15 protein-coding genes are annotated in these 12,705 nt (G+C 68.2%); 11 read left to right on the top strand and 4 right to left on the bottom strand.

The features are described 5' to 3' along the window. Positions 1–54: 54 nt before the first annotated feature. The 3 genes from ACOMD9_RS12275 to ACOMD9_RS12265 all read right to left on the bottom strand — a co-directional run bounded on the left by ACOMD9_RS12275 (position 55) and on the right by ACOMD9_RS12265 (position 2,132). On the bottom strand, positions 55–1,107 hold the full coding sequence (locus tag ACOMD9_RS12275) for a class I fructose-bisphosphate aldolase (RefSeq protein ID WP_421415254.1): 1,053 nt from the start codon (positions 1,105–1,107) through the stop codon (positions 55–57). Positions 1,108–1,238: 131 nt separating this feature from the next. Beyond that, a complete protein-coding gene (locus tag ACOMD9_RS12270; protein ID WP_421415252.1) occupies positions 1,239–1,631 on the bottom strand; it encodes an Hsp20/alpha crystallin family protein in 393 nt (130 codons plus the stop codon). 39 nt (positions 1,632–1,670) lie between these two features. Further along, positions 1,671–2,132, bottom strand: coding sequence for an Hsp20/alpha crystallin family protein (locus ACOMD9_RS12265; protein ID WP_421415251.1), 462 nt, complete (start codon positions 2,130–2,132; stop codon positions 1,671–1,673). Positions 2,133–2,274: 142 nt separating this feature from the next. On the opposite strand from ACOMD9_RS12265, the gene ACOMD9_RS12260 reads away from it, so the two are divergent. The 6 genes from ACOMD9_RS12260 to ACOMD9_RS12235 all read left to right on the top strand — a co-directional run bounded on the left by ACOMD9_RS12260 (position 2,275) and on the right by ACOMD9_RS12235 (position 7,907). Continuing rightward, on the top strand, positions 2,275–2,631 hold the full coding sequence (locus ACOMD9_RS12260; RefSeq protein WP_421415250.1) for a CidA/LrgA family protein: 357 nt from the start codon (positions 2,275–2,277) through the stop codon (positions 2,629–2,631). Further along, on the top strand, positions 2,624–3,346 hold the full coding sequence (locus ACOMD9_RS12255; protein WP_421415249.1) for an LrgB family protein: 723 nt from the start codon (positions 2,624–2,626) through the stop codon (positions 3,344–3,346). The genes ACOMD9_RS12260 and ACOMD9_RS12255 overlap by 8 nt, the downstream gene beginning before the upstream one ends. Before the next feature lie 75 nt (positions 3,347–3,421). Then, complete coding sequence (locus ACOMD9_RS12250; RefSeq protein WP_421415248.1) at positions 3,422–4,462, top strand: type I glyceraldehyde-3-phosphate dehydrogenase; 1,041 nt, start codon at positions 3,422–3,424, stop codon at positions 4,460–4,462. Between the two features lie 38 nt (positions 4,463–4,500). Next, positions 4,501–5,667 carry a phosphoglycerate kinase gene (locus ACOMD9_RS12245; RefSeq protein WP_421415247.1) on the top strand — a complete coding sequence of 389 codons (1,167 nt, stop codon included), beginning with the start codon at positions 4,501–4,503 and terminating at the stop codon, positions 5,665–5,667. Between the two features lie 84 nt (positions 5,668–5,751). Continuing rightward, positions 5,752–6,816, top strand: coding sequence for a class II fructose-bisphosphate aldolase (gene fba / locus ACOMD9_RS12240; protein ID WP_421415246.1), 1,065 nt, complete (start codon positions 5,752–5,754; stop codon positions 6,814–6,816). A gap of 104 nt (positions 6,817–6,920) precedes the next feature. Beyond that, positions 6,921–7,907, top strand: a complete 987-nt coding sequence (locus tag ACOMD9_RS12235; RefSeq protein ID WP_421415244.1) for a 2-hydroxyacid dehydrogenase — start codon at positions 6,921–6,923, stop codon at positions 7,905–7,907. A gap of 117 nt (positions 7,908–8,024) precedes the next feature. Here ACOMD9_RS12235 and ACOMD9_RS12230 read toward each other — a convergent pair whose 3' ends face one another. Continuing rightward, on the bottom strand, positions 8,025–8,300 hold the full coding sequence (locus ACOMD9_RS12230) for a hypothetical protein (RefSeq protein ID WP_421415243.1): 276 nt from the start codon (positions 8,298–8,300) through the stop codon (positions 8,025–8,027). A gap of 335 nt (positions 8,301–8,635) precedes the next feature. Between ACOMD9_RS12230 and ACOMD9_RS12225 the strand changes: the two genes are divergently transcribed. The 5 genes from ACOMD9_RS12225 to ACOMD9_RS12205 all read left to right on the top strand — a co-directional run bounded on the left by ACOMD9_RS12225 (position 8,636) and on the right by ACOMD9_RS12205 (position 12,699). Continuing rightward, complete coding sequence (locus ACOMD9_RS12225; protein ID WP_421415241.1) at positions 8,636–9,709, top strand: LacI family DNA-binding transcriptional regulator; 1,074 nt, start codon at positions 8,636–8,638, stop codon at positions 9,707–9,709. Next, on the top strand, positions 9,706–10,692 hold the full coding sequence (locus tag ACOMD9_RS12220; RefSeq protein WP_421415239.1) for a sugar kinase: 987 nt from the start codon (positions 9,706–9,708) through the stop codon (positions 10,690–10,692). Before ACOMD9_RS12225 ends, ACOMD9_RS12220 begins: the two co-directional genes overlap by 4 nt. A 10-nt stretch (positions 10,693–10,702) precedes the next feature. Continuing rightward, positions 10,703–11,371, top strand: coding sequence for an HAD-IA family hydrolase (locus tag ACOMD9_RS12215; RefSeq protein WP_421415237.1), 669 nt, complete (start codon positions 10,703–10,705; stop codon positions 11,369–11,371). A gap of 191 nt (positions 11,372–11,562) precedes the next feature. Next, entirely contained in the window at positions 11,563–12,249 is a 687-nt protein-coding gene (locus ACOMD9_RS12210; protein ID WP_421415234.1) for an HAD family hydrolase, read from the top strand. Positions 12,250–12,324: 75 nt separating this feature from the next. Beyond that, the gene (locus ACOMD9_RS12205) at positions 12,325–12,699 is read left to right on the top strand and encodes a translation initiation factor Sui1 (protein WP_421415232.1); all 375 of its coding nucleotides are present in this window, start codon (positions 12,325–12,327) and stop codon (positions 12,697–12,699) included. Positions 12,700–12,705: the final 6 nt, after the last annotated feature.

Raw genomic sequence — 12,705 nt, 5'->3', positions numbered from 1 at the left:
GCCGTGCCCTTTTTCATGCGCGACGGAAAGGCGTCACCGGGGCCTTCGCCCTCGTCAGGCGATGGTGACGTCCCGGGACAGGTAGACGTCCTGGATGGCATTGAGCAGCTCGACGCCCTCGGCCATGGGCTTCTGGAAGGCCTTGCGGCCGGAGATCAACCCCATGCCGCCGGCGCGCTTGTTGATCACCGCGGTGCGCACCGCCTCCCCCAGGTCCGAGGCCCCCTTGGAGCCACCCCCGGAGTTGATCAGGCCGGCACGCCCCATGTAGCAGTTGGCCACCTGGTAGCGGGCCAGGTCCACGGGATGCGCCGAGGTCAGGGTGTCGTAGACCCGGTCGTGGGTGTGGCCGAAGCCGATGTCGCGATAGCCGCCATTGGTCTCGGGCAGCTTCTGCTTGACGATATCCGCCTTGAGGGTGGCGGCCATGTGGTTGGCCTGGCCGGTCAGGTCGGCCGCCACGTGGTAGTCGGTGCCCTCGTGCTTGAAGGCCGGGTTGCGCAGGTAGGCCCAGAGCACCGTGACCATGCCCAGCTCGTGAGCCCGCTCGAAGGCCTCGCTGATCTCCATGATCTGGCGGCGGCTCTCCGCCGAGCCGAAGTAGATGGTCGCGCCCACGGCCACGCCGCCCATGTCGAAGGCCTGCTCGACCTGGGCGAACAGGGTCTGGTCGTACACCGCCGGGTAGGTCAGGGTCTCGTTGTGGTTGAGCTTGACGATCATCGGGATCCTGTGGGCATAGCGGCGCGCCACCGAAGCCAGCCCGCCCAGGGTCGAGGCCACGGCGTTGCAGCCTCCCTCGATGGCCAGCTCGACGATGTTGGCGGGGTCGAAGTAGATCGGGTTGGGGCCGAAGGAGGCACCGGCCGAGTGCTCGATGCCCTGGTCCACCGGCAGGATGCTGAGGTAGCCGGTGCCGGCCAGCCGGCCGTGGTCGAACAGCGCCTGCATGTTGCGCAGCACGCTGGGGCGACGGTCGCTCGCCGCCATCACCCGGTCGATGAAGTCCCCGCCCGGCAGGTGCAACTGCTCGCGGGGGATGCCGCTACAGGTGTGACTCAGCAGGCCCTCGGCCTCGTCACCCAGCAACTTGGCTATATCGGTCATGTCGTTCCTCTCCTTGGGTCATCGAAGACGCTATTCCCAGCGTAGTGCAGGACCCTACCGAAGAGGTTGCCGACTTGGCAAATGCAGCGCGCCCACCCGCATGGGGTGGGCGCTCTGCGGTCAGCGGTCGCTCAGGCCGCCTGCACCTCGATGCGGCGCCGGCGGTGGGTCTCCTTCTTCGGCAGCACCAGGTGCACCACGCCGTTGTCGATGCGCGCCTGGATCGCATCGGTATCGATCTCGCGGCTCAGGGTGAATTGGCGCACGAAGCGCTGGGCACGCACCTCGGCATAGATGGCCGCGAGCCCCTCGGGCATCTCGATACGCACTTCGCCCTCGAGGCTGAGCACGCCATTGTCCACCTCGATGCTCAGTGAGTCGCGTGTCACCCCGGGCATGTCGGCGACGATATGCAGGGCATTGCCCCCCTCGAAGATATCCACCGGCGGCATCAGGGCCTCGGACCGTTGCTCATGGCTTGCCGGTTCCCGGAGGGATTCATCACGCTTGGCGACGTCGTTCATGGCGGTTCACCTCCTCTCTGTTGACCGGGTAGCGTCGGCTCACGCCGCCTGGATCTCGATGCGACGCGGCTTGAGTTCTTCGCGCTTGGGCAGCAGCACCTCGCAGACACCGTTGCGGAAGTGCGCCTCAGCCCGATCGATGTCCAGGCCATCCGGCAGGGCCAGCGACCGGCGGAACTCGCCGCGGTAGCGCTCGCGACGGAAGCGGGTATGCCGCTCCTCGCCTTCCGCCTCGGGCACCACGGGCTCGCGTTTGCCGGTCACGGTCAGCACATTGTCCTGGATGCTGACCTCCAGCTCGGCTGCCGAGAGGCCGGCGGCAAACACATAGACGCGCACCGCGTCGTCGGTACGCCCCACGTTGATCATGGGGAAGCTGCCGCGGGGTACCGAACGGATGTCCGCCGCCCCGGGCTCGGGGAAGAACTCGTCCATCAGCTGCCGGAACCAGTCGACACCCTGGGGACGGGAAGACTCTAAGCTACTGAAATCTCTGAACATATCGAACACCTCCTGTATCAGCCGAATAGCAGGGGCGCCAGGTCGGGGCTGACAAGGCCCCCGTAAACTGCAAAATAGGAGCGCTCGCTGGCGTTTCAAGACCCCCGCGGGCACTTTTTCCACCCGACTCACAAGGACACCTATGCCGGCTCTGCGCGGGTTTCTCTGGCTGGTGGGGTTTCTGCTGCTCGGCGAGACCCTGGTGGGGCTGCTGCACCTGCCGCTCTCCGCCGGCGTGGCGGGAATGCTCGCCATGACGCTGTGGCTGATGCTGCGCGGGCGGGTCGGCGAGGAGATCCAGGCCGCCAGCCAGCCGCTGATCAACGTGCTGGCGATGCTGATCATGCCGGGGGTGGTGGGGGTGTTCTTCATCGCCGAGCGATTCGCCGGCCAGTGGCTCGCGGTGGGCGTGGCCCTGGTGCTCGGCACCCTGCTCAGCGTGGCGACCACGCTCTGGCTGATGCGGCGCTTCATGCCCGCGGAGCGCCACGATGATTGATGCCCTCTCGCCGCTACGCGAGCAGCTGCTGGCGACCCCGATGCTGGCCATCGCCCTGACCCTGGCTGCCTTCCTGGCCGGCAACCGGCTGTTCCTGCGCCTCGACCGACCGAGCTGGTGCCCGGCGGTGCTGATCGCTGCCATGCTGCTGGCGGCCGTGCTGGCACTCGCCGGCATCGACTATGACGACTACCGCCGGGGCGCCGGCTGGCTGATGCTGCTGCTTGGACCGGCCACGGTGGCCCTCGCTGTCCCGCTCTACCAGCAGCTGCCGCGCATCCGCGAACTCTGGTTTCCGATTCTCTGCACCCTTCCCCCGGCCGCCATGCTGGCCGCCTTCTACTCGGTGGCCCTGGCCTGGCTGCTCGGGGCGGCACCGGAGGTGCTCGCCTCGCTGGCGCCGAAATCGGTCACCGCCCCCATCGCCATCGGCATCACCGAACAGCTCGGCGGCGTGATCCCGCTGATGATGGGCGGCCTGCTGATCACCGGGGTGATGGCCACCGCCTTCGTCGGCCTGCTGGCCAGGCTGACGGGGATCAGCGATCCGCGGGTGCTGGGCTTCGTGCTGGGCGTCAACGGCCACGTGATCGGCACCGTGCGCGCCTTCGAGCTCGGTCCCACCGCGGGCGCCTTCGCCTCGCTGGGCATGAGCCTGACCGGCATCTTCAGCGCCCTCTTCCTGCCGCTGGCCTGGCGGCTGGTGGGCCTCTAGAGCAGACGACCGGGGCACAAGTGCGCTAGAATCGCGGGTTCGTGTTCGACCATCCCGGGAGCTCCAGGCACCAACATGGCCCATCGCATCGCCATCAACGGTTACGGCCGCATCGGCCAGTGCGTGCTCCGCGCCCTCGTCGAACGCGACGAATCGGAATTCGAGGTGGTGGCGATCAACGAGCTCTCCGACCTGGCCACCATCGCCTACCTGACCCGCTACGACACCACCCATGGCCGCTTCCCCGGCCGCGTGGCGATCGAGGGCGACGACCTGGTGGTCGACGGCAAGGTGATCCGGCTGCTCTCCGAGCCGTCTCCCGAGTCGCTGCCCTGGGCCGAGCTCGGCATCGACCTGGTCATGGAGTGCTCCGGCAGCTTCAAGGACCGCGCCACCGCCGAGCGGCACCTGGCGGCAGGGGCGGGGCGCCTGCTGTTCTCCCAGCCGGCGGAGAGCGACGTCGATGCCACCATCGTCAGCGGCATCAACGACCACGAGCTCGAGCCTGGCCATCGCATCGTCTCGGCGGCCTCCTGCACCACCAACTGCCTGGTGCCGGTGCTCACCGTGCTCGACGAGGCACTGGGCATCGAGCACGGCGTGACCACCACGGTCCACTCGGCGATGAACGACCAGCCGGTGATCGACGCCTACCACCAGACCGACCTGCGCCTGACCCGCTCGGCGATGCACTCCATCGTGCCGGTGGACACCGGCCTGGCCCGCGGCATCAACCGCCTGATGCCGCACCTGGCCGGGCGCTTCGAGTGCCTGCACATGCGCGTGCCGACCATCAACGTCTCGGCCATGGACCTGTCGATCTGCGTCCGCCGCGATACCAGTGCCGCCGAGGTCAATGCCCTGCTGCGAGCCGCGAGCCGCGAACGACTGGCGGGCCTGCTCGGCTACACCGAGGAGCCCATGGCCTCCATCGACTTCAACCACGACCCGCGCTCCGGTATCGTGGACGCCACCCAGACCCGGGTGGCGGGAGGCCGCCTGATCAAGCTGCTGTGCTGGTTCGACAACGAGTGGGGCTTCGCCAACCGCATGCTCGATGTCGCCCGGCGCCTGGCCACCCTGCCCCCGGCACCACCCGACACCCCCGACAGATGACGTCCCTTCGGCTATCCCCAGACGAGGAACCTGCTTCCATGAACGTGCGCAAGATGACCGACCTCGACCTCAGTGGCCAGCGCGTGCTGATCCGCGAGGACCTGAACGTGCCCGTCAAGCACGGCAAGGTGACCAGTGACGCCCGCCTGCGGGCCAGCCTGCCCACCATCCAGGCCGCCATGGAGGCCGGTGCCAGGGTGATGCTGATGAGCCACCTGGGCCGTCCCACCGAGGGCGAGCCCGCCGAGGAGTTCTCCCTGGCGCCGGTGGCCGAGCATCTCGGCGAGCTGCTCGGCCGTCCGGTCACCCTGATCAGCGACTACCTGGGCGCCGCCCTGGACCTGGCCGACGGCGAGGTGGTCCTGCTCGAGAACGTGCGCTTCAACAAGGGCGAGAAGAAGGACGACGAGACCCTCGCCAGGCAGTACGCCGCGCTCTGCGACATCTACGTCATGGATGCCTTCGGCACCGCCCACCGCGCCCAGGCCTCCACCCACGGCGTGGCGCGCTTCGCCCCCACCGCCTGTGCCGGCCCGCTGCTGGCCGCCGAGCTCGACGCCCTGGAGAAGGCCCTGGCCACCCCGGCACGTCCCATGGCCGCCATCGTCGGCGGTTCCAAGGTCTCCACCAAGCTCGAGGTGCTCAATGCACTCTCGGAGAAGTGCGACCAGCTGATCGTCGGCGGCGGCATCGCCAACACCTTCATCGCCGCTGCCGGGCACAATGTCGGCAAGTCGCTGCACGAGGCCGACCTGATCGACAAGGCCCGGGAGCTGATGGGACGCGTCGAGATCCCGCTGCCCAGCGACGTGGTGGTGGCCACCGAGTTCTCCGAATCGGCGGAGGCCGTGGTCAAGCCGGTGGACCAGGTGGGCGATGACGAGATGATCCTGGACATCGGTCCCGAGACCGCTGCCCGCCTGGGCGGCCTGCTCAAGGACGCCGGTACCATCCTGTGGAACGGCCCGGTGGGCGTCTTCGAGATCGACCAGTTCGGCCGCGGCACCGAGGCCCTCTCGAAGGCCATCGCCGAGAGCAACGGCTTCTCCATCGCCGGCGGCGGCGACACCCTGGCGGCCATCGACAAGTACGGCATCGCCGACCGGGTCTCCTACATCTCCACCGGCGGCGGCGCCTTCCTCGAGTACGTGGAAGGCAAGACCCTGCCGGCGGTGCAGGCCCTGGAAGACGCCGCCGCGCGCTGAGCCCCCTACGGATACCCCCTTGTCGGCGCGCCCCCTGCGGTCGCGCCGCAACCGAATCGACAGATCGCACAGACAGGTGACTTCATGGCACTGATCAGCATGCGCCAGATGCTGGACCACGCCGCCGAGCGCGGCTATGGCATCCCGGCCTTCAACGTCAACAACCTCGAGCAGATGCGCGCCATCATGGAAGCCGCGGATCGAACCGACTCCCCGGTGATCGTCCAGGCCTCCGCCGGCGCCCGCAAGTACGCCGGCGCCCCCTTCCTGCGCCACCTGATCCTGGCCGCCGTGGAGGAGTTCCCGCACATCCCGGTGGTGATGCACCAGGACCACGGCACCAGCCCCGCGGTGTGCCAGCGCTCCATCCAGTTGGGCTTCTCCTCGGTGATGATGGACGGCTCCCTCGGCGAGGACGGCAAGACGCCCATGGACTACGCCTACAACGTCGACGTCACCCGGCGCACCGTGGAGATGGCCCACGCCTGCGGCGTCTCCGTGGAGGGCGAGCTGGGCTGCCTGGGCAGCCTGGAGACCGGCATGGCCGGCGAGGAGGACGGCATCGGCGCCGAGGGCAAGCTGGACATGGAGCAGCTGCTCACCGACCCGGAGGAGGCCGCCGATTTCGTCGAGGCCACCGGCGTCGACGCCCTGGCCATCGCCATCGGCACCAGCCACGGCGCCTACAAGTTCACCAAGCCGCCCACCGGCGACACCCTCTCCATCCGGCGCATCAAGGAGATCCACGCCCGCATCCCCGACACCCACCTGGTGATGCACGGCTCCTCCTCGGTGCCCCAGGAGTGGCTGGAAATCATCAACGAGTTCGGCGGCAAGATCCCCGAGACCTACGGCGTGCCGGTCGAGGAGATCGTCGAGGGCATCAAGCATGGCGTGCGCAAGGTCAACATCGACACCGACCTGCGCCTGGCCTCCACCGGCGCCGTGCGTCGCTTCCTGGCCCACAACCCCGCCGAGTTCGACCCGCGCAAGTTCCTCAAGGAGACCGTCTCCGCCATGCGCGACGTCTGCATCGCCCGCTACGAGGCCTTCGGCACCGCCGGCAACGCCAGCCGCATCAAGCCGATCAGCCTGGAGGCCATGGTCGGCCGCTACGAGAGTGGCGAGCTGGCCCCCAAGGTGAAGTGACCCCGGCACCGACGGACGGCATCGGGGCGGCCCATCGGGCCGCCCTTTTCCCTGGCAGGCTGCTAGGCTTGGAAGCTGCCAACCTCGATCAGGAAGGAGCCCAGATGACCAAGCGTATCGTCGCCTATCGGCGGATCAAGCCCCACCACCTCGAGGCCCTGCGTCGCGATTTCCATGTGGATCACTTCGCCGAGCTCGACTCCGCCGACGACCCGGCCTTTCGCCAGGCCATGGCCGAAGCCCACGGGCTGATCGGTGCCGGGATCGGCGTCACTCCTGCGCTGCTCGATGCTTCCCCGCAGCTGGAGGCCATCGCCACCATCTCGGTGGGCTACGACAACTACCCGGTGGAGGAACTGACCCGCCGCGGTATCCTGCTCTGCAACACCCCCGACGTGCTCACCGAGACCACCGCGGACACCGGCTTCCTGCTAATCATGGCCGCGGCTCGCCGGGCGATCGAGCTGGCCGAGCTGGTCAAGCGAGGTGACTGGCAGGCGAGCATCGACGAGCGGCACTTCGGCTGCGACGTCCATGGCAAGACCCTGGGCATGATCGGCTTCGGCCGCATCGGCGCCGCCGTGGCCCGCCGCGGAGCACTGGGCTTCGGCATGCAGGTCCTCTACGCCAACGCCTCGCCCAAGCCGGCGCTGGAGGCCGAATTCGGCGCCCAGCGGCGCGAGCTGGACGAGTTGCTCGCCGAGTCGGACTTCGTCTGCGTGACGGTGCCACTCACCGCCGAGACCGAGCACCTGATCGGCGCCCACGAGTTCTCGCAGATGAAGCCCTCGGCGATCTTCGTCAATATCGCCCGCGGCAAGGTGGTCGATGAATCGGCGCTGATCGCCGCGCTGGAGAAGGGGCAGATACGCGCCGCCGGGCTCGATGTCTTCGAGCAGGAGCCGCTGTCGCCGGAGTCGCCCCTGCCGCACATGACCAACGTGGTGGCCCTGCCGCACATCGGTTCGGCAACCCACGAGACACGCGATGCCATGGCGCAACGGGCCGTCGACAACATCACCCTGGCACTCAAGGGCGAACACCCCGTCAGCCTGGTCAATGAGGCGGCCTGGGCGAAGCGCCGAGGCTGAGGCGCGAAGTACCGAAAAAAGCCGCCTCCGGCAGAGCCGGAGGCGGTCGAGGTCGCTGACGCCACAGGCGTCAACCGATGGGAGAATCCACCGCCCTTCCCTGGGCAGCCTCAGGGATTACCAGCCCTGATCGTCATCCTCCTCCTCTTCCCACTCTTCCTCTTCATTCTCCTCCTCGTACTCGAACTCCTCTTCCTCGTTCTCGTACTCGGTGGTGGTATCCAGGCCAGCATCCGCTTCGGTATTACCGCCAGCATCCGGCGCCGTCTCTTCCTGAGGAACGCCTTCCTGCTCCTCTTCCTCATGGAAGTCGGCAAAGGCCAGCGGGCTGGCAGCCAGGCCGAAAGTGATACCGACGATACCGAGTTTCTTGAGGAATTCCTTGGACATCATGTTCGCACCTCCAATGGAGTCTGAACTTGAGTTTCCTTGTGAAGCCAGGGGCTTCTCGAGTCATGCCGGCGAGGCCTGATGGCCGGGTCTCTTCCGGCATGTCCTGCTCGCCCTGACGGTTGCAGGGAGCGGGCCAAGGTGCGGCCAGGATCCAACATAAACCCTATAAATCAGCAATTTATGCATTGCAAGGATATCCGGGATGCCAGCCGGGCACCCCCGCAGGAGTGGCGATATCTGGCACATGGGACTCGTGGGCACAGCCAGGCGGATGCGTTTCGACCACCCGCCGGACGCCGTCCTGCGGCTTGCCGAGGGCATCCGGCCATACTAGGATGGGAACGTTCCCATCGGGCTTCATCACCCCCATGCCGACCACGCCACCACGACATGCCACCATCCTCGAGGTCGCCAGGATCGCCGGCGTCTCCAAGACCAGTGTGTCGCGCTACTTCGGTGGCGAACGCGAACGCCTCTCCGGGGCACTGCAGGAGCGCATCGCCGCGGCGGCCCGGCACCTCGGCTATCGTCCCAACCAGATGGCGCGCGGTCTCAAGGGGGGGCACTCACGGCTGATCGGCATGCTGGTGGCGGATATCCGCAACCCCTTCTCGGTGGCCGTGATGCACGGCGTGGAGCAGGCCTGTCGCGCCCGGGGATTCTCGCTGATGGTCTGCAATACCGACAACGACCCTTCCCAGGAGCGCGACCACCTGGCGCTGCTCGCCGCCTACCGGGTCGAGGGACTGGTGGTCAACGCCGCCGGCAGCCCCGACCGCGAACTCCAGGCCCTGGTCGATCAGGGCACCCCGCTGGTGCTGCTCGATCGCGAGCTGGGTGAGGTCGAGGCTGAGGTGGTGGGGCTCGACAATGCCAGGGCCATCGACATGGCACTCGACCACCTGGGAAGCCAGGGCTACGGGGAGCTGCTCTACATCAGCCAGCCGCCGGAACAGGTCAGCTCGCGCCGACGACGCCTCGAGCGATTCCGGCAGGGGCTGGCCGGGCGAGGCCTGGCGGGCGAGGCGCTCTGCCTGGAGCCGGAAGCTTGCAATGGGGCCCTGAGCGAGGGCATCGCCACCTTCCTCGCCCGGCCGGGCCGCACTCCCCGGGCGCTGCTGTGCGCCAACGGCAATGTCACCCTCGCGGTCACCCGAGCGCTCCAGGGGCTCGGCATCCGCCTCGGCGAGACCGGGCTGCTCGGCATCGACGAACTCGACTGGTGCGAGCTGGTCGGCCCCGGCATCAGCACCCTGGCCCAACCCACGGCCATGATCGGCCAGGCCGCAGTCGACCGACTGTTGCACCGCCCTGACGAGGCCGGCGAGATGCCGCCACGCCACCTCCACTTTCAAGCGAGCCTGATCCCTCGCGGCTCGACACGCCTCCCGTCCCAGGAGCGATCATGAACATCACCACGACATCCCCCGAGATTCTCGCCTTCGGCGAGGCCATGACCCTGTTCATTGCCGAGAGCCCCGGCGAGCTGGCCGGGGTCGAGCATTTCCAGCGACGCATCGCCGGCGCCGATACCAACGTGGCCATCGGCCTGGCCCGCCTCGGCTTCCGCGTCGGCTGGCTGAGCCGGGTCGGCACGGACGGCTTCGGCACCTATATCCGCCGCACCCTGGAGGCCGAGGGCCTCGACTGCCGCCACCTGCACAGCGACCCCGCGCACCCTACCGGCCTGGTGTTCAAGGAGCGTGCCGAGGAAGGCGCCGATCCCCGGGTCGAGTACTTCCGACAGGGCAGCGCCGCCAGCCACCTCTCGCCGGCCGATGCCGACGATGTCGACTTCTCGGCGCTGCGCCACCTGCATGCCACCGGCATTCCCCCGGCGCTCTCGACGAGTTGTCGCGAGCTCACCGAGACGATGCTCGAGCGCGCCCGGGCGGCGCGAGCCAGCCTCTCCTTCGATCCCAACCTGCGCCCCAGCCTGTGGCCGAGCGAGACCGAGATGCGCGAGACGCTGAACGCCATGGCAGCCAGGGCCGACTGGGTGCTGCCGGGACTCGCCGAGGGCCGCCTGCTGACCGGCCTCGATACGCCCCACGACATTGCCGGCTTCTACCTGGACCACGGCGCACGCGCCGTGGTCATCAAGCTCGGCCCGGAGGGCAGCTACTATCGGGGAAGCCTCGCCGGTCGCGAGGAGAGCTTCACCGTCCCCGGCTTCGCGGTGCCCGAAGTCATCGACACCGTGGGCGCCGGCGACGGCTTCGCGGTCGGCGTGGTCAGCGCCCTGCTCGACGGCCTCTCGCCCCGGGCCGCCGTGCGCCGCGGCAACCTGATCGGCGCCCAGGCGGTGCAGGTGCTCGGCGACATGGAGGGCCTGCCGGGTCGCGCCCGGCTGAACGAGCTCGAAGGCTCCCTCCCTCCCCTCACCTCATGAAGGAGTTCCCATGACCCCACCGCTCTGCCTGCTCTTCGACTCCGACGGCACCCTGGTCGACAGCGAGATCCTGCTCGCCGAGGTGATGGGCGAGATCCTGCCGGCCTTCGGCCTGCCCTTCTCCGCCCGGCAGTACATGGAGGAGTTCCGCGGGGTGCGCTTCCGGAGCATCGTCGAGACCCTGGAGGCGCGGCATGCCGCCCTGGTCGACGGGCGCTTCCCGGTGATGGAGAGCGAGATGCGCGAGCGGATGGAGGCTCGCATGCGCGCCGAGCTCCGGCCCATCGCCGGCATGTCGGCAGCGCTCGACGCCCTGGCCGCCCACCCCAAGGCGGTGGTCTCCAACGGCCCGGAGCGCAAGATCCGCTGTGCCATGGAGAGCACCGGCCTGGCGCCGCACTTCGGCGACAACCTGTTCAGCGCCTACACCCTGAACGTCTGGAAGCCCGACCCGGAACTCTACCGCCAGGCCGCCGCCGCCATGGGCCAGGCCCCCGAACGCTGCGTGGTGATCGACGACGCCGCCGTGGGCGTCGCCGCCGGGCTCGCCGCCGGCATGCACGTCGTGCACCTCAACCACTTCCCCGAGGAGGAGGCGACTCCCGACGGCGCCATCGCCATCCGCCACGCCAGCGAGCTACCGGCGGTGGTGGCCCGGTTGGCCGCCATCCCGGCCTGACCGGCGATGCGCCGTGCATGGGCAATGCATTCGACCTTGGTCGCACCTTGCAGAACCGCGGAAATGTAGCAATACTGTTCGGAAACAGCGTTCGTAAAGATATGTCGCTCAGACGTTCAAGGAATCCCGGGACCTGCCGATATACAGAACACTGTTCGTACTAGCCCATGACCTGCGCGAGACGTCCGGCGATGGCACATACCCTCTGTCTGCTCTTCGATTGTGACGGCACCCTGGTCGACAGCGAGCCGCTGCTGGCCGCCGAGATGGCCAATGCCCTGAGTGCCGTCGGCCTGCCCTTCCTCGCCAGCGACTACATGGGCGAATTCCGCGGCACCCGTTTCCGCCATATCGTCGCCGAGTTGCAGAGCCGCCATGGCCAGGTCGATCCCGACCATCTCGAGACCATGGAAGGCGAGATGCGCCGCAACCTGATGCGTCGCCTGGAGACGGAGCTGCTGCCGGTCCCCGGTGCCCCCGAGGCACTCGCCGCCCTGGCCGCTTACCCCATGGCGGTGGTGTCCAATGGCCCGGAGCTCAAGATCCGCACCTCGTTGACGAGCAGCGGCCTCGCCGAGTGTTTCGACGATCGCCTGTTCAGCGGCTACACCGCCCGGTGCTGGAAGCCCGACCCCTGCCTCTTCCTCCATGCCGCCAGCATGATGGGGCACGCCCCCGAGGACTGCGTGGCCATCGACGACGCCATCGTCGGTGTCAGGGCCGCACTGGCGGCCGGCATGACGGTGATCCATCTCAACCGCTATCCGGATGCGGAAGAGACACCGGAAGGCGCCATCATGATCAGCAGCATGTTCCAGCTGCCCACCATCATCGCCCGACTGGTCAAGGCCCGGAGCATGGCCGTCTCCGCCTCCTGACTCCCGGCACGCCATGCAAGCCGGCCCCGCAGACGCTATCATCGGCTCGACACTCTCCACTTGAAGGAGCCCGCCATGGCCTCCCTGCAGGACCAGCTCAGCGGCCTGGTGTATTCCACCGAGCATGGCGACATCTGCCCCGATTGCCATCATCCCCTGGACGACTGCCGCTGTGCAGAGCAGGCCGACGCCGCCCGCCTGGCCGAACTCGACGGCATCGTGCGCATTCGCCGCGAGACCAGCGGCCGCAAGGGCAAGGGGGTGACCACCGTCTCGGGCGTGCCGCTGGTGGAGTCCGAGCTCAAGGCACTGGCCAAGACACTGAAGAAGCGCTGTGGCACCGGCGGGTCGCTCAAGGAGGGGGTCATCGAGATCCAGGGGGACCACCGCGAGGTGCTCAGGGCGGAACTGGAGCGCCGCGGCTTTTCCGTGAAGCTGGCCGGCGGCTGAGGAGCC

The organism is Halomonas terrestris, assembly GCF_049166755.1.
GTDB lineage: Bacteria > Pseudomonadota > Gammaproteobacteria > Pseudomonadales > Halomonadaceae > Halomonas.
This window is presented reverse-complemented; position numbering and strand designations above follow the sequence as displayed.